Annotated in this window: 13 protein-coding genes; 4 read left to right on the top strand and 9 right to left on the bottom strand. The window is 72.4% G+C overall.

Annotation, left to right across the window (positions count from 1 at the left end; all coding sequences use genetic code 11):
- Positions 1-128: 128 nt before the first annotated feature.
- The 4 genes from PKC53_RS01740 to PKC53_RS01725 form a co-directional block, all read right to left on the bottom strand.
- Positions 129-1943, bottom strand: coding sequence for an NAD(P)H-dependent oxidoreductase subunit E (locus tag PKC53_RS01740; protein WP_324425667.1), 1815 nt, complete (start codon positions 1941-1943; stop codon positions 129-131).
- Positions 1940-2422 (bottom strand): hydrogenase maturation protease, encoded by a 483-nt coding sequence (locus tag PKC53_RS01735; RefSeq protein ID WP_324425665.1) that lies wholly within the window; start codon positions 2420-2422, stop codon positions 1940-1942. Before PKC53_RS01735 ends, PKC53_RS01740 begins: the two co-directional genes overlap by 4 nt.
- Positions 2419-3936: a Ni/Fe hydrogenase subunit alpha gene (locus PKC53_RS01730; protein WP_324425663.1), complete on the bottom strand. Its 1518-nt coding sequence runs from the start codon at positions 3934-3936 to the stop codon at positions 2419-2421. Before PKC53_RS01730 ends, PKC53_RS01735 begins: the two co-directional genes overlap by 4 nt.
- A gap of 180 nt (positions 3937-4116) precedes the next feature.
- On the bottom strand, positions 4117-5790 hold the full coding sequence (locus PKC53_RS01725) for an electron transfer flavoprotein-ubiquinone oxidoreductase (protein WP_324425661.1): 1674 nt from the start codon (positions 5788-5790) through the stop codon (positions 4117-4119).
- Positions 5791-5950: 160 nt separating this feature from the next.
- On the opposite strand from PKC53_RS01725, the gene PKC53_RS01720 reads away from it, so the two are divergent.
- From PKC53_RS01720 to PKC53_RS01705, 4 genes are all read left to right on the top strand, one after another.
- Positions 5951-6733, top strand: a complete 783-nt coding sequence (locus tag PKC53_RS01720; protein ID WP_324425659.1) for an SDR family oxidoreductase — start codon at positions 5951-5953, stop codon at positions 6731-6733.
- Positions 6734-6877: 144 nt separating this feature from the next.
- Positions 6878-7543: a YceH family protein gene (locus tag PKC53_RS01715; RefSeq protein ID WP_324425657.1), complete on the top strand. Its 666-nt coding sequence runs from the start codon at positions 6878-6880 to the stop codon at positions 7541-7543.
- A gap of 6 nt (positions 7544-7549) precedes the next feature.
- Positions 7550-7969, top strand: coding sequence for a thioesterase family protein (locus PKC53_RS01710; RefSeq protein WP_324425655.1), 420 nt, complete (start codon positions 7550-7552; stop codon positions 7967-7969).
- 140 nt (positions 7970-8109) lie between these two features.
- A complete protein-coding gene (locus PKC53_RS01705) occupies positions 8110-10641 on the top strand; it encodes a transporter substrate-binding domain-containing protein (RefSeq protein WP_324425653.1) in 2532 nt (843 codons plus the stop codon).
- Positions 10642-10892: 251 nt separating this feature from the next.
- Here PKC53_RS01705 and PKC53_RS01700 read toward each other — a convergent pair whose 3' ends face one another.
- From PKC53_RS01700 to PKC53_RS01680, 5 genes are all read right to left on the bottom strand, one after another.
- The gene (locus PKC53_RS01700) at positions 10893-11567 is read right to left on the bottom strand and encodes a glutathione S-transferase (protein ID WP_324425651.1); all 675 of its coding nucleotides are present in this window, start codon (positions 11565-11567) and stop codon (positions 10893-10895) included.
- 156 nt (positions 11568-11723) lie between these two features.
- A complete protein-coding gene (locus PKC53_RS01695) occupies positions 11724-12197 on the bottom strand; it encodes a MarR family winged helix-turn-helix transcriptional regulator (protein ID WP_324425649.1) in 474 nt (157 codons plus the stop codon).
- Positions 12198-12294: 97 nt separating this feature from the next.
- Positions 12295-14223, bottom strand: coding sequence for a DUF6351 family protein (locus PKC53_RS01690; RefSeq protein ID WP_324425647.1), 1929 nt, complete (start codon positions 14221-14223; stop codon positions 12295-12297).
- 200 nt (positions 14224-14423) lie between these two features.
- Positions 14424-14981: a LuxR C-terminal-related transcriptional regulator gene (locus PKC53_RS01685; protein ID WP_324425873.1), complete on the bottom strand. Its 558-nt coding sequence runs from the start codon at positions 14979-14981 to the stop codon at positions 14424-14426.
- A gap of 7 nt (positions 14982-14988) precedes the next feature.
- Positions 14989-15417, bottom strand: a complete 429-nt coding sequence (locus PKC53_RS01680) for a PaaI family thioesterase (RefSeq protein WP_324425645.1) — start codon at positions 15415-15417, stop codon at positions 14989-14991.
- Positions 15418-15595: the final 178 nt, after the last annotated feature.

The following is a 15595-nucleotide window of genomic DNA, read 5'->3' as shown; positions in this document are numbered from 1 at the left end:
CTGCATGTCTCCCCGCCCCGCCGGCGGCGACACCGCGGCGACCTGTGCAGCCACGGGCCGTCGCGGCGCATCGACGTGCGCCGGCAACGCGGGCCCGTGCGCACGGACGAATGCGCGACGCAGGTCGATCACTTGCGCTCCAGGAAGGCGCCGGCGTCGCTGCGCCCGGTCAGCTGGCGCGCCACCGACAGCTCGGCGTCGAGGTCGAACGCCGGCTCGAAGTGCAGGCTCAGCAGGTGGCGTTCGTAGGCCGGGCGGAACTTGGCGATCGTGTCGCGCAGCGGGTTGCACGCCGTGGCACCCAGCCCGCAGTGCGTCGTCGTGTGCAGCAGGCGGTCGAGTTCGAACAGCACGTCGATGTCGTGGCGCGAGCCGCGCCCGGCGGCGAGCTTGTCCATGCGCCGCACGACGAGTTCGGTGCCGACGCGGCACGGGGTGCAGAAGCCGCAGCTTTCGTGCGCGAAGAAGTGCGAGAAATTGCGCGCCACCTCGAACATGTCGCGCGAGCGGTCGAACACCATGAACGCGCCCGCGGTGGGCACGTCTTCGAAGGCGATGCGGCGGCCGAACTCGAACGCCGACAGGCACGCGCCCGACGGCCCGCCGACCTGCACCGCCTGCGTGTCGCGTGCGCCGCAGTCTTCGAGGATGCGGCCGATGCGCGTGCCGAACGGGTACTCGTACAGCCCGGGGCGCTCGCAGTCGCCCGACACCGAATGGATTTTCGTGCCGGTCGACTGGCGCGTGCCGATGCCGGCCCACCACGTGCCGCCGTGGCGCGCGATGTGCGTGACGGCGCAGAAGGTCTCGACGTTGTTGACCACCGTCGGGCGGCCCAGGTAGCCGCGCTCGGCCGGGAACGGCGGGCGGATGCGCGGCGTGCCGCGCCGGCCTTCGAGCGACTCGATCAGCGCCGACTCCTCGCCGCAGACGTAGGCGCCGGCGCCGAGGTGGATGTCGATGTCGAAGTCGCAGCCGCGCGCGCCGCCGATGCCGGCGCCGAGCAGCCCGCCGGCGCGCCGGCGCGACAGCACGGCCAGCAGATGGTCGAGCAGGTAGCGGTACTCGCCGCGCAGGTAGACGAAGCCGCGGCGCGCGCCGAGCGCCCAGGCGGCGATCGTCATGCCCTCGAACACGTCGTCGGCGTGGCGCGCCAGCAGCACGCGGTCCTTGAACGTGCCGGGTTCGCCCTCGTCGGCGTTGCAGACGACGATGCGCTCGTCGCCGGCCGCGTCGCGGCAGTACTGCCACTTGCTGCCGGTCGAAAAACCCGCGCCGCCGCGCCCGCGCAGCCCCGAGGCCTTGACCTCGTCGAGCATCGCCTGCGGCGTGCGCGCCAGCGCGGCGGCGAGCGCGTCGCCGGGCGTGGCGGCCTGCGCGAGCAGCACGTCGGCGCGGCGGATCGGCGTGTCGACGACGAACCAGCCCGGCGGCCAGTGCGCGACCGGCGCGTCGGCCTCGACCAGCGCGGCGAGTTCGGCGACGCGCTGCGCGTCGAGCCGCGTGATCACCTGGTGGTGGTTGACGAGCAGCGCCGGGGCCTGGTCGGCCATGCCGGTGCACGAGGCGCGTGCGACGCTGACGCGCCCGTCGGCGCGCGTCGTGCCCAGCGGCACGCGCAGGCGCCGGCACAGTTCGTCGGCGAGTTCGACGCTGCCGGCCATGCGGTCGGTGACGTTGTCGGAGAACAGCAGGTGCCAGCGCCCGACCGGGCGCAGGTGGAAGAAGCGGTAGAACCCGGCCACGCCCTCGACGTGCGCCAGTGTCAATGCCAGGCCATCGGCCACGCGTGCCAGCAGCGGCCGCGGCAGCCAGCAGGTCAGCGCCTGCACTTCGCGCAGGATCTGCACCAGCCGGTGCGCGTCGTGCGCGTGGCGCGCCAGCGCGGCGTCGACGACCGCCGCGGCGTCGTCGTCGGGGGCCGCCGGGCGGCGCTCGTTCACGCTGCGTCCTCCGGCGCCGCGACGCCGCGCAGCCAGCGCCGGCCCCACTCGAGCGCCGCGCCGAGGTGGCGCCGAGCCTCGTCGCCGAGCGGCTCGCCGAGCTCGAACGACGCGCCTCGGATCGCGAGCAGCGTCGTCGGCGGCGGCGCGGCGCCGCCGTGCAGGTCGACGTAGGCCTGTAGCAGCGCCGACGGACTGATCGCGTGCGTGCCGAAGCTGGCGTCGCGGTGCGGCCGCGGCTGCGTGACGGCGAACGGCGCGTCGGCCACGACGCTGGCGTCGACGAGCAGCACGCGCGCGCGACCGGCCAGGTCGAGCGCGTGTTCGACCTGCGGCTGGAAGTCGGTCAGCCACGCGATGCGCGGGTCGTCGCCGCAGTCGCGCTGCAGCCGTTCGACGAACAGCGGGCCCAGTGCATCGTCGCCGCGGCTGGGGTTGCCCCAGCCGAACACCAGCAGCGGCGCACGCGCCTCGTTCATCCGGCGATCCGTTCGATGCGCCCGTCGCCGTCCTTCAGCACGCGGTCGACCAGCGTGTCGTCGGCGGCGACGACGCTGAGGTCCAGCGGCATGCGCCCGAGCGCATGCGTCGCGCACGACAGGCAGGGGTCGTACGCGCGGATCGCGACCTCGACGCTGTTGAGCAGCGCCTCGTCGACAGCGCGGCCGTCGAAGCGCTCGCGCGCGACGGCACGCACCGCCTCGTTCATCGCCTGGTTGTTGTGCGTCGTCGAGACGATCAGGTTGCACGCGGTGACGAGGTCGTCGTCGCCGACGCGGTAGTGGTGGATCAGCGTGCCGCGCGGCGCCTCGATCACGCCGATGCCCTCGCGCTCGCCGTTGGCCGCGCGCACCGCCAGCGACGCGTCGCCCGCCATGCGCTCGCCGGCGGCGATGTCGGGGTCGGCGAGCAGCGCGGCGATGACCTCCATCGCGTGCAGCATCTCGACCATGCGCGCCCAGTGGTACGCCAGGCTGGCGTGCACGGGCGCGCCGCCGCCGGTGGCGACGAACTCCTGCCGCCTGGCCTCGGCGCGCGGGGTCGCGATGCGGTCGCAGTTCTGCACGCGTGCCAGCGGCCCGACGCGGTACCAGCCGGCGTCGGCGCCGAGCGCGCGCAGGTAAGGGAACTTCATGTAGGTCCAGGGGCGCACCTCCTCCTCGATCAGGTCGAGGTAGCGCGCGCAGGGGTGACCGTCGACGAGGATGCGCCCGTCCGCGTCGCGCACGCGGATCGCGCCGTCGTACAGCTCGAGCGCGCCGTCGGCGCGCACGATCGACAGCCAGTTCGAGTGGAACTTCGCGAAGCCGTCGTACAGCGCCGGCTGCGCCGCGTGCAGCTGCGCGGCGATGTCGACGGCGCGCTCGGCGTGGTCGACCATCGTCGCCACCTCGGCGCGCAGCAGCGCGAGGTCGTCGGCCGACACGTGGCGGTTGACGCCGCCGGGCACCGACCCGGTGCCGTGCACGCGCTTGCCGGCGGTGGCGCGGATCACCTCCTGCCCGTAGCGGCGCAGCGCGACGCCCTGGCGCGCGATCCCGGGGTGCGCCGCGGCGACGCCGACGATGTGGCGCCGCGCCGCTTCGGCGTCGAAGCCGAACAGCAGGTCGGGCGACGACAGGTGGAAGAAGTGCAGCGCGTGCGACTGCATCACCTGGCCGTAGTGCATCAGCCGGCGGATCTTGTCGGCCGTGGGTGTGACGGTCGGCGCGCCGACCACCGCGTCGAGCGCCTTGCTCGCCGCCAGGTGGTGCGACACCGGGCAGATGCCGCACAGGCGCTGCACCATCACTGGCACTTCCCAGTACGGCCGGCCCTGGATGAAGCGCTCGAAGCCGCGGAACTCGACGATGTGCAGCCGCGCCTGCTGCACACGCCCGGCGTCGTCGAGCAGCAGCGTGACCTTGCCGTGCCCCTCGACGCGCGAGACGGGGTCGATCGCGACGCGGCGCAGGCGTTGCGGTTCGGCGGCGGTCTCGAGATCGGCACTCATCGCGGCGGGCAGGGCAGTCTGCGCGGCCATCCTAGCGTGCCGCCGCGACGCGGCCGCGCATCGGCGAGCGCAGTGTGCGGGCTTGTCGCGGCGGCCCCGCGTGAATCACGCGGCGCGGGGCCTGAGAGCGGCGCTCACATCCCCGCGTGAATCACGCGGCGCGGGGCCTGAGAGCGGCGCTCACATCCCCGCGTAGTTCGGCCCGCCGCCCCCCTCGGGCGTGACCCAGACGATGTTCTGCGTCGGGTCCTTGATGTCGCAGGTCTTGCAGTGCACGCAGTTCTGCGCGTTGATCACCAGCCGCGGCGCGCCCTCGTCGACGCCGACGAACTCGTACACGCCGGCCGGGCAGTAGCGGCTCTCCGGGCCGGCGTAGGTGGCGAGGTTCACCTCCACCGGCACGCCCGCGTCTTTCAGCGTCAGGTGCGCCGGCTGGTTCTCCTCGTGGTTGGTGTTGCTGATGAACACCGAGCTCAGTCGGTCGAAGGTGAGCACGCCGTCGGGCCGGGGATAGGCGATCTTGTCGCACTGGCCTGCCGCCGACAGCCGGACGTGGTCCGGGTCGTGGCGGTGGATCGTCCACGGCGGGGTCTTCACGCCGAGCTTGGGCAGCAGCCAGTGCTCGACGCCGGTCATCGCCGCGCCGACCAGGTTGCCCTTCTTGAACCACTGCTTGAAGTTGCGCGCGCGCGCCAGCTCGTCGTGCAGCCAGCTGCGCTCGAACGCCTCGGGGTAGCCGCCGAGCTCGTCGCCGGCGCGCCCGGCGGCCAGCGCCGGCACGATCGCCTCGGCGGCGAGCATGCCGGTCTTGATCGCCGCGTGGCTGCCCTTGATGCGTGCGGCATTGAGCGTGCCGGCGTCGCAGCCGACCAGCGCGCCGCCGGGGAACACCAGCTTGGGCAGGCTCAGCAGGCCGCCGGCGGTGATCGCGCGCGCGCCGTAGCCGATGCGCTTGCCGCCTTCGATGTGCGCGCGGATCGCCGGGTGCGTCTTCCAGCGCTGCATCTCCTCGAACGGGCTCAGCCAGGGGTTCTGGTAGTCGAGCCCGACGACGAAGCCCAGCGTGACCTTGCCGCCTTCGAGGTGGTACAGGAAACCGCCGCCGTAGGTGTTCGGGTCCATCGGCCAGCCGGCGGTGTGCACCACCAGGCCCGGGCGAGCCTGGCCGGCGGGCACGTCCCACAGCTCCTTGATGCCGATGGCGTAGCTTTGCGGGTCGCGGCCGTCGTCGAGGCGGTACTTCGCGATCAGCTGTTTGCCCAGGTGGCCGCGCGCGCCTTCGGCGAACACGGTGTACTTGGCGGTGAGCTCCATGCCGAGCTGGAACGCGTCGGTGGGCCGGCCGTCCTTGCCGACGCCGAGGTTGCCGGTGGCCACGCCGCGCACCGCGCCGCGTTCGTCGTACAGCACCTCGGCGGCGGCGAAGCCGGGGAAGATCTCCACACCCAGCGCCTCGGCCTGTGCGGCCAGCCACTGGGTCACGGCGCCGAGGCTGACGACGTAGTTGCCCTCGTTGTGGAAGCACTGCGGGATCAGCCAGCGCGGCGTCGCGCTGGCCGTCGTGCGGTGCAGGAACAGCACCTGGTCGGCGGTCACGGGTTGGTTGAGCGGCGCGCCGCGCTGCTTCCAGTCGGGCAACAGCTCGTCGATCGCGCGCGGATCCATCACCGCGCCCGACAGGATGTGCGCGCCGGGCGCGGAGCCCTTCTCGAGCACGACCACCGACAGCGCGGCGTCGAGCTGCTTCAGGCGGATCGCGCACGCCAGCCCGGCCGGGCCGGCGCCGACGACGACCACGTCGTACGCCATCGACTCGCGCGGGCCGTACTGCTCGAGGATCTCGTCGGGCGACATGGCGGGCTTCTCCTTGGGCGGTGTGCGGGGCCGGTCAAACGCGCATTCTAGAGCGGTCACCGACAAAAACGAACGATCGTGCTATTTTCCCCGGCGACGCCGCTTCGCTGCCGCGTGCGCGTGCTATCGTCGCCCGCGACTTCGGGTGCGGGAGAGCGCGATGACGTATCAGATCGACCTGTCGGGGCGCGTGGCGATGGTCACCGGCGCGTCGAGCGGCCTCGGGGCGCAGTTCGCGCGCACGCTCGCGCACGCCGGTGCCGCGGTGGTGCTCGCGGCGCGCCGCGTCGAGCGGCTCAAGACGCTGCGCGCCGAGATCGAGGCCGCCGGCGGCGACGCGCACGTCGTCGGCCTCGACGTGACCGACACCGACAGCATCAAGGCCGCGGTGGCGCACGCCGAGACCGAGATGGGAACGATCGACATCCTGGTCAACAACTCGGGCGTCAGCACGACGCAGAAGCTGGTCGACGTGACGCCCGACGACTACGACTACGTGATGGACACCAACACGCGCGGCGCGTTCTTCGTCGCGCAGGAGGTGGGCAAGCGCATGATCGCGCGCAGCCGCGGCGCCGCGCCGGGCACCTTCACCGGCGGGCGCATCGTCAACGTCGCGTCGATGGCGGGGCTGCGCGTGCTCGGCCAGATCGGCGTCTACGCGATGAGCAAGGCCGCCGTGGTGCACATGACGCGCGCGATGGCGCTCGAGTGGGGGCGCTTCGGCATCAACGTCAACGCGCTGTGCCCGGGCTACATCGACACCGAGATCAACCACCACCACTGGAGCACCGACGCCGGGCAGAAGCTCGTCGCGATGCTGCCGCGCAAGCGCGTCGGCCAGCCGCGCGACCTCGACGCGGTGCTCGTGATGCTGTGCGCCAACGAGAGCCACTTCGTCAACGGCGCCGTGATCGCGGCCGACGACGGCTTCGGCGTGTAGGGATGAACCACCCCCGAAGCGCCTGCGGCGCCCGCCCCGAGGGCCACGAACCGGCCTTGTCGAGCCCCCGGGGCCGACGCCAGCCCGCCGGCGCGGCCGCATCCGCGGCGTCCGCCTGATCGGTTTGCGACGGGGTCGGCGCAAGTGCGTGCTCTCACACCGCTGGAAGCCCGCGTGCTCGGCGTGCTCGTCGAGAAGCAGGCGACGGTGCCCGACACCTACCCGCTGAGCCTGAACGCCCTGGTCGCCGGCTGCAACCAGAAGACGGCGCGCGACCCGGTGATCGCGGCCACCGACGCCGAGGTGCTGACCGCCGTCGACGGCCTGAAGGAGCTGTCGCTGGTGTTCGAGGTCAGCGGCAGCCGCGTCGTGCGCTTCGAGCACAACGCGCCTCGCGTGCTCGGCGTGCCGGGTGCGGCGGTGGCGCTGCTCGCGGTGCTGATGCTGCGCGGGCCGCAGACCGCGGCCGAACTGCGGCTGAACTGCGAGCGCCTTCACCGCTTCGCCGACATCTCGTCGGTCGAGGCTTTTCTCGACGAGCTCGCGGCCAAGGACCCGCCGCGCGTCGTGCGCCTGCCCCGCGCGCCGGGCGCGCGCGAGCCGCGCTGGGCGCACCGCCTGTGCGGTGACGTCGCGCTGCCCGCCGCGGCCGAGTCCTTGGGCGGTGATGCCGGCGGCGTGAGCTCCGGCGAGGTCGCGGCGCTGAAGGCCGAACAGGCGCGGCTTGCGCGCGAGCTCGACGCGCTGCGCGCCACCGTGCAGCGCATTGCCGGCGAGCTGGGCATCGATCCCGACACCACGACCTCTTGAAACACGATGCGATTCGACCTGCCCGACCACAAGAAGCTGGTGCACCAGTCGGTGATCCCGATCCGCTGGGGCGACATGGACGCGATGGGCCACGTCAACAACACGGTCTATTTCCGCTTCATGGAGATCGTGCGCATCGAGTGGCTCCACTCGCTGGGCGGGCCTCCCGACCCGCAGGGCACCGGCCCGGTGATCGTCAACGCGTTCTGCAACTTCCTCAAGCAGCTCGAGTACCCCGGCGACGTGCTCGCGCGCCACTACGTCGCCAAGCCGGGGCGCTCCAGCTTCGAGACTTACATCACCCTCGAGCGTACCGACGAACCCGGCGTGATCTACGCCAGCGGCGGCGCGAAGACGGTGTGGGTCGACTTTCCGCGCGGCAAGTCGGTGCCGCTGCCCGACTGGCTGCGCGCGGTCGTCGGTTGAACTGAGGCCCGCGCGCTCGGCTGGCTCGCGGCGTCCCGGGCACTGAGTCGTTGCGGCGCGGCCCGGCGACGACGCATCGCCACGGGTCGCGTACATTGGCACCATGCAGGCCCTCAGGGGGCCTGGATGGGGTGGCGCCGGTGGCGGGCTCGACGAAGTGGCAACGCTGGGCATCGTGGCTGCGGGGGTGGGCGCCGGCACTGCTGTGCGTCGTGTTCGCGCACGCCGCCGCGGCGCAGACGCTGGCGCTGACCGAACGCGAGCGTGCCTGGGTCGCCGCCCACCCGGTGGTGCGCGTCGCGCTGACGCGCGAGTTCCCGCCGTACTACTTCAACGACGAGCGCAGCGGGCACCCGCACGGCTTCGTCGTCGAGATGCTCGACCTGTGGTCGCAGCGCAGCGGCCTGCGCTTCGAGTACCGGCACGTGCCGCGCTTCGCCGATGCGCTCGACGCGCTGCGCCGCGGCGAGATCGACATGCTGCCGTTCGCCGCGCCGCTGCCGCAGATCGCCGACGCCGCGCTGTACACGCGAGCGGCGTTCACCACCAACCTGGTGCTCGCCGCGCGTCGCGACGTGCCCGACGTGTCGCCCACCGCCGACTTCGGCGGCCGGCGCGTCGCCGCGGTGGCCGACTCGGCGGCGCTGGCATTGCTGCGCGATCGGCACCCGCAGGCCGCGGTGCACACCTACGAGCGCGCCGACGAGGCGCTGCGCGCGCTGGCCGGCGGTCAGGTCGACCTGTTCATCGGCTTCCAGCACGAGGTCGTGTTCCACGTCGAGAAGAACCTGCTGGCCAACGTCGAGCTGCGGCGCAACCTCGGGCCGGGTGCCGCGCCGCTCGGGCCCGCGGTGCGGCGCGACCTGCCCGAGCTGCGCGCCATTCTCGACCGGGCGATCGAGTCGGTGACCGCGGCCGACCGCTCGCGGCTTGCCGAGCGCTGGCTGCCCGCGGGCGCGCTGGTGCCGCTGCCGCCGACTGCCGTCGAGCTCACCGCGGCCGAACGCGCCTGGCTGCGGCAGCACGGGCGCATCCGCGTCGGTTACGACGCCGACTTCGCGCCGTTCACGCAGCGCGGCCCGCTCGGCGAGTTCCAGGGGCTCGGCGCCGATGCGCTGCGGCTGGCCGCCGGCAAGGTCGGCCTGGAGATCGTCCAGGAGATCGGCGCCAGCTTCGCCGAGGTCTACGACGGCGCGCTCGCCGGCTCGATCGAGGTCGTCGTCGGCGTTGCGCGCACGCCGCTGCGCAGGCGCGACGTCGACTTCGTCGGTCCCTTCGCCAGCGTGCCCACCGCGCTGTTCACCGCGGTCGACGGCGCCGCGGTCACCGACACCGCGCAGGTCGGGCTGCGCAGGCTCGCGCTGCTGCGCGCGCACTTCCTGATCCCCGAACTGCGAGCGCGCCACCCGGGCATCCAGCTCGTCGAGCTCGACCGCCAGGACCAGGTGCTGGCGGCGGTGGCCGAAGGCGCGGCGCAGGTCGGGCTGGGCAACATCACGGTGATCAACGACCTGATCGAGCGACGTTTCGCCGGCCAGCTGCGCATCACCGGCATCGTGCGCGGCGGCGACAGCGAGCTGTACTTCGCCGTGCCGCGCCGGCTGCCCGAGCTCACCCGGCTGCTGCACCGCGGGTTCGAGGCGCTCAACGACAGCGATCGTGCGATGCTGCAGTCGCGCTGGATGACGGTGCAGGTGAAAGCGGGCACCGACTGGGCCCGCGTCGCGTCGATCGCGTTGCCGGTGCTCGCTGCCTTGCTCGGCTACCTGTACCTGCTGGCGCGCGGCAACCGCCGGTTGCGCGCGGCGCGCGAGTTCGAGCGCGACGCACGCCGGATGGCCGAGCAGGCCACCGCCGCGCGCGGGCGTTTCCTCGCCTACCTGTCGCACGAACTGCGCGGCGGGCTCGGCGCGGTCAGCGCCGGCGCCGAGATGCTTCGCGAGCACGACGACCCGGCGTTGCGCGACAAGCTGCTCGACGCGATCGCCCGCAGCTCGCAGGGGCTGCGGCAGGTGCTCGACGACACACTGGCCTACGAGCAGCTGCTCGGCGCACCGCTGGTGCTCGACGTGAAGCCGACGTCGATGGCGGCGTTCTGGACGCAGGCGCTGGCGCCGGGCGAGCTGGCGGCGCGCGCGCGCGGCCTGCGGCTCGAACGCGACGTGCAGCGCATGCCGGCGACGCTGGAGATCGACGCGACGCGGCTGCAACAGGTGGTGCAGAACCTGGTGCACAACGCGGTCAAGTTCGCGCGCCGGGGGCCGGTGGCGGTGCGTGCCGAGGCGCGCGAGCGCGAAGGGCGGCGCGAGCTGTGCGTCGAGGTGCTCGACGACGGCCCCGGGCTCAGTGCGGCCGACCTCGATCGCCTGTTCGAGCCCTACGCGCAAGGCGAGCAGGGCCGCGCGCGCCGGCAGGGCGCCGGGCTGGGCCTGGCGATCAGCCGGCAGATCGTCACCGCGATGGGCGGGCGCATCGACGCCGGCAACCGCGACGAAGGCGGCGCGGTGTTCCGTGTCGTCGTTCCGGTGGCCGCACCGCCGCAGCCGGTGGCCGCACCGCCGCAGCCGGCGGGCGCGGCCACTGCCGGCGCGGCAGGCGGCGCGGGGCCGGCCGGCGGCGATCGCGCTCGCCCGCCCTGGCGTGAGTTCGGCGGCGGCGCCGCGAGGCACTGACGGCGTGCCGGCGGTTCCGGGACGACCTGCGCCCAGGAGGTCTTGACGGGCCAGGGCGTCGGATGTCATGCCGCCTTCCCGCCGCCTTCGTGCCGCCTCGTCGACGTCGTGGCTTGCGCGCCCGTGGTGGTGCGGCCGTTGCGGCCGCGACCATGCGGTCGCGGATCGACGCACGAGCGGCGCCGATCCACCGGCCGGTGGGCGGCGGCTTGCGCCGACGGCGCCCGCGTGGCGCCACGTCGGACGCGGCGTCAGTCGGCGATCGTGTACGGCCCGCCGCGTTCGAGTGCACGGCGGTACGCCGGGCGCGCGTGGACGCGTTCGAGCCAGTCGCGAAGGCGCGGGTAGCGCGCGTCGAGCCCGCCGCGCTGCGCCGCGGCCTCGAGCGCAAAGCTCATCTGCACATCGGCCGCGCTGAAGGCGTCGCCGGCGAACCAGGCCCGCTCGCCCAGTTCGCCTTCCATGAACGCGTACATGCGCTCGAGGTTGGGCGTGACGAAGCTCGCCATGACCTTGTCGGCGATGCCGCGCGTCACCGGCTTGACGAAGAACGGCACCGGCGCGCGGCGCACCTTGTCGAACACCAGCTTCATCAGCAGCGGCGGCATCGCGCTGCCTTCGGCGAAGTGCAGCCAGTAGGTGAAGCGGCGCCGCTCGGGCGTGCCCGGCGGCGGGCGCAGGCGACCCTTCGCGTCGTAGGTGTCGAGCAGGTACTCGACGATCGCGCCCGACTCGGCCACGGTCACGTCGCCGTCGGTGATCACCGGGCTCTTGCCCAGCGGGTGCACGCGCCGCAGTTCGGGCGGCGCGTACAGGGTCTTCGGGTCGCGCGCGTAGCGCCGGATCTCGTAGCCCACGCCGAGCTCCTCGAGCAGCCACAGCACGCGCTGCGAGCGCGAGTTTTCCAGGTGGTGGACGGTGATCATCGCGGCGGCCTTCGTAACGCGTGCTCTACATCATGCATCGCCCCGGCGTGGCGCGCGACACGAGCCGGGCAAGCCGCCTGCACCGACGCCGCCGACGGCCGGCGGGCCGTCAGCGCGCCTGCCACGGGTGCGCACCGCCAGGCAAGCGCGTGTCCGTCAAACGCGCCGGTGCCTGGCGACCTTGTCGAGCAGCTCCAGCAGCAGGGCCCGTTCACCGGCGGTCAGGTGCTTGAGCATCTCGCGCTCGCAGTCCAGCGAGAGTTCGTACGAGCGCTTCGCGATGCGGGCACCGGCAGGTGTCAATCGCACGTGCTGCAGCCGGCGATCGGCGTCGGAGCGGACGCGCTCGATCAGGCCCTTGGACTCGATGCGCTCGAGCAGCGTGGTGATGTTCGGCGCCGAGACCGCCAGGGTCTGCGACAGCTGCTTCTGAGTGATGCCGGGGTTGGACCGCACCAGCATCAGGATCGTGAAATCGACGTGCCGCAGCGCCAGCGGCTCACCGATGTACTTGTAGAAGGCGGCCTTGGCCGGGATGTCGGCCTGGGCCATGTGGTAGCCGAGCAAATGCGCCAGCGAGGACTGGTCGACCGGCGTCGGGGCACCGTCGCTGCTGCGAGGACTGGCCATCGACGGTCAGTGTACCCGCCCGTCCGCAACCCAGTCGCCGACGATCGGCACGGGCCCGGCAGTTGCTGCTGCCGGGCCCGCGGCGGGTCCTTGCGCGTCAGTCGACGGTGCACTCGTACGAGGCGGCCTCGGTCGCCGGGCGACCCTCGCCGAGGTAGCGTGGATACGCCGGGTACGAGCACATCGGCAGCGACCGTGCGCCGGCGGTGACGGTCGGCGCCTTCGGCGGCGCGACGCCCTGTTCGACCCAGTCGACGATCATCGTCACCCGGTCGTGACCGTTCGGGATGGGGAAGGGCGCATTCGGCTCGCCGGCGCCGTTGACGTTGTAGCTGCTGCCGCCCAGGCCGTGGTTGGTCATCGGCAGCACCCACAGCCGCGCGAACTGGTCGACCGAGCCTCGGCCCATGGTGTCGAGCACCGACTGGTAATAGTCCAGCTGCGCGCCCGGCGAGGCCAGCGTGTCGTTGGTGCCGATCACCGAGATCAGCTTGCCGCCGCGGTTCTTGAACGGGCGCAGGTCCGGGTCGGTGGCGTCCAGCCAGGCCGAGATCTCGACCCGCCGGTCGTTCAGCGGCCCGCCTTCCACGTAGTCCAGCGCGTTGGCGTTCAGGTCCTGGAACAGGAAGCCGGTGACGCCCACGATGCCCAGGTGGGTGTACAGCGGGGCGTTGGCGGCCGCGCCCTCCTGGCCGCGGTAGCGCGTCGGCACGATCAGCCCGCTGCCGCCGGGGTCGGTGCCGGGCAGCCACATGCCGAACCGCGGGTTGTCGTGCGCCAGCGGGGTCGCGAACAGATATGGCGTGTGCGTGAACTGCAGCGTCTCGATCTGCCCGTCGGTCAGGCAGGCGTTCGCCGAGGTGTCCGCCGGGTTGGGGTCGATGTTGCCCGGGCAGCGTTTGGCGGCCCAGGGCTGGCGGTTCGGCGTCCCCTGGTTGACGTCGAAGATCGCTCGACAGGCCTGGTAGTTGTTGATCAGACCGTCGAACAGCCCGTCGAGGCCGTCGCACTGGCGAATCACCTCGGTCGCGATCGCGGTGCGCTTGGCCTGGGTCACCCAGTTGGCCAGCGCGATCTCCTGCTGGCGCAGCAGCACCGGCCCCAGCATCAGCGACGAGAAGTTGACGATCTGCACCTGCACCGAGACGCCGTCGAAGGCCTCTGGATAGCGCTGGGCCATCGTCAGGCCCTCGCGGCCGCCCTGCGAGCTGCCGAACCAGTAGGTGTGCTGCGGCGCCGCACCGTAGGCGCGCTGCTGCAGCACGCGGGCGGCGTCGTAGGTCTTCTTCATCTGCATGTAGCCGAGGTTCTTGATCGCCTCCTCGTTCAGCGCCCAGGCGTTGCCGCCGACGAACTGATGACCCGAGTCGCTGCCCGCGGTGGCCATGCCGCGGTTGTTGTAGGCGGCCCCGGCCAGCGCGGGAATCGAGCCGTTCATGCCGCCGCCGCCCATCTGCGCGTAGCGGTAGGCCCAGCGTGCGGGCAGCGTGGTGCCAAAGTTGATGTTCGGTGCCGCCGGGTCGATCGGCGCCATGCTGCCGTTGACGCGGCAGAAGGCCTGGTTCGACGCCGTGGCGGCGGTCCAGGTGGTGCTGGTCAGTGTCACGGCGGAGACCGGCTCGCCGATCGATGCGGGGTCGATGTCGGAACCGAGGCGGGCGCTGTTGCAGTCGGCGGCGGTGATGACGTGCACCTTCAGCCGGGCGACCGCCGCGGCGTTGGCGCGCGGCCGCAGCTCGAGCGTGTTGGCGCCGGGCACCAGGCCGGTCACGGTGCCGGCCAGCGTGTCGGTGTCCGGAACCGGTTGCAGTGACACGGTGACGTCCTTGCCGTTGAGGAACACGGCGACCTGCCGCGCGGTCGCGTGCGACGGCGCACGAACGGTCAGCGAGACGGCATCGGCGGCCGACGGAGGAAAGCTGTAGGTGTCGAACCCGAACGGACTGCGTGCCTGCGCCGTCGCGGCCGGCAGGACCGCGAGCGCGGCCACCGCCAGTGCGGTGGCGCCGAGAGCATGGGGAAGCATGGTCGTGGTCTCCTTCCTCGGTGGGGGGTGCCGGCCTGGCGGGCCGGCGGGTGTCGCGGCCGTTGATTCAGATCATTAGTTAATTTATATAACTAAAGACACGATGGCGACCTAGGGATTACCTGTGGCGCGCCCGTGTCCCGAGCGGCCCGCGCAGGGGCGCGACCATCGGGCGCCGCGGCCCGGCGGGCGGGGCTGCTTCAGGCGCTCAACAGCTTCTGCACCAGCTCGGGCGTGGTGGCCGCGCCGACCTTGCGCATCAGCCGCGCGCGGTAGACGTCGACGGTGCGCGGGCTGATCGCCAGCTTCTTGCCGATCAGCTTGCTCGTCAGCCCCTCGATCAGCAGCGCGGCGATCTCGCGTTCGCGCGCGGTGAACTCGACCTTGAGCACGCGCCGCGACGACAGGTCCTCGAAAGCCCAGATGCCGGCGGCGTGCGGGCGCGCCGGGTCGAGCGCGCGGCCCGAGACGTGGCACCAGAACAGCTCGCCGCGGCGCGGGCCGTCGACGCGTTTCATCACCCGGTCGTCGGCGTACCAGCCGTCGCGGTCGAGGCTGGCGACGATGCGCTCGCCGGTGCGCTCGAACTCCTCGTGCGTGGGGTACAGCACCTCGAACGAGCGCCCGACGAGCTGCTCGCGCTCGGCGCCGAACATCTCGAGCACGCGCCGGTTGCAGTCGACCATCAGCCGGTTGCGCGACAGCACCAGCCCGATCGGCGCCAGGTCGAACGCCGTGCGGTAGTCCAGTGGCGGCACGCTCACGTCACAGCAGCGCGTAGGTGGTGGTCGCGTGTGCGAACAGCGTGCCGTCGGCGAGCCTCAGGTCGATCTCGCCGAAGGCCAGCGACTTGCCGCAGCGCAGGATGCGGCAGGCGACCAAGGCCTCGCCGGCGTCGCCGGGCACCGGGCGAATGAAGCTGGTGCTCAGCTGCACGGTGGTCATCGGCCGGAACTCGCCGAACCACGCCGACAGCGCGAGCACCATCGCGGTGTCGGCCGCGGCGAGCATCGCCTGCCCGCACAGCACGCCGCCGCCGTGCACCAGGTGCGGCACGATCGGCAGCGCCAGCACCGACTCGGTCTTCGTCGCCGAGACCACGCGCAGGTTCAGCGACTGCACGAAAGGCGCAGCGACCCGGGCGTACGTCGCTTCGAGGCGGCTGACGAGTTCATCGTCGCTCGGTCGCTTCATCTTTGTCCCTCGACAGCGGCAGGGTTCGCCGCTAGTTGATTCTACGTACTGACTACGTAACGCATTACGTAGTATCTTCCCGCCTCGGACTTCCCCTCGCTCTCCCGGAGGCATCCTGATGAACAAGCTCTATCCCAGTGCCGACGCGGCGCTGAGGGGCATCGTGCGCGACGGCCAG

It is taken from the genome of Azohydromonas sp., from assembly GCF_035325925.1.
GTDB lineage: Bacteria > Pseudomonadota > Gammaproteobacteria > Burkholderiales > Burkholderiaceae_C > Calidifontimicrobium.
The sequence above is the reverse complement of the archived record's forward strand: the minus strand, read 5'-3'. Positions and strand labels throughout refer to the sequence as shown.

Excerpts from the sequence above, each read along its gene's own strand:
- PKC53_RS01695 (WP_324425649.1), bottom strand. The coding sequence starts at position 12,197 with ATGGCCAGTCCTCGCAGCAGCGACGGTGCCCCGACGCCGGTCGACCAG.
- PKC53_RS01700 (WP_324425651.1), bottom strand. The coding sequence starts at position 11,567 with ATGATCACCGTCCACCACCTGGAAAACTCGCGCTCGCAGCGCGTGCTG.
- PKC53_RS01680 (WP_324425645.1), bottom strand. The coding sequence starts at position 15,417 with ATGAAGCGACCGAGCGACGATGAACTCGTCAGCCGCCTCGAAGCGACG.
- PKC53_RS01690 (WP_324425647.1), bottom strand. The coding sequence starts at position 14,223 with ATGCTTCCCCATGCTCTCGGCGCCACCGCACTGGCGGTGGCCGCGCTC.
- PKC53_RS01720 (WP_324425659.1), top strand. The coding sequence starts at position 5,951 with ATGACGTATCAGATCGACCTGTCGGGGCGCGTGGCGATGGTCACCGGC.
- PKC53_RS01735 (WP_324425665.1), bottom strand. The coding sequence starts at position 2,422 with ATGAACGAGGCGCGTGCGCCGCTGCTGGTGTTCGGCTGGGGCAACCCC.
- PKC53_RS01725 (WP_324425661.1), bottom strand. The coding sequence starts at position 5,790 with ATGTCGCCCGACGAGATCCTCGAGCAGTACGGCCCGCGCGAGTCGATG.
- PKC53_RS01730 (WP_324425663.1), bottom strand. The coding sequence starts at position 3,936 with ATGAGTGCCGATCTCGAGACCGCCGCCGAACCGCAACGCCTGCGCCGC.
- PKC53_RS01710 (WP_324425655.1), top strand. The coding sequence starts at position 7,550 with ATGCGATTCGACCTGCCCGACCACAAGAAGCTGGTGCACCAGTCGGTG.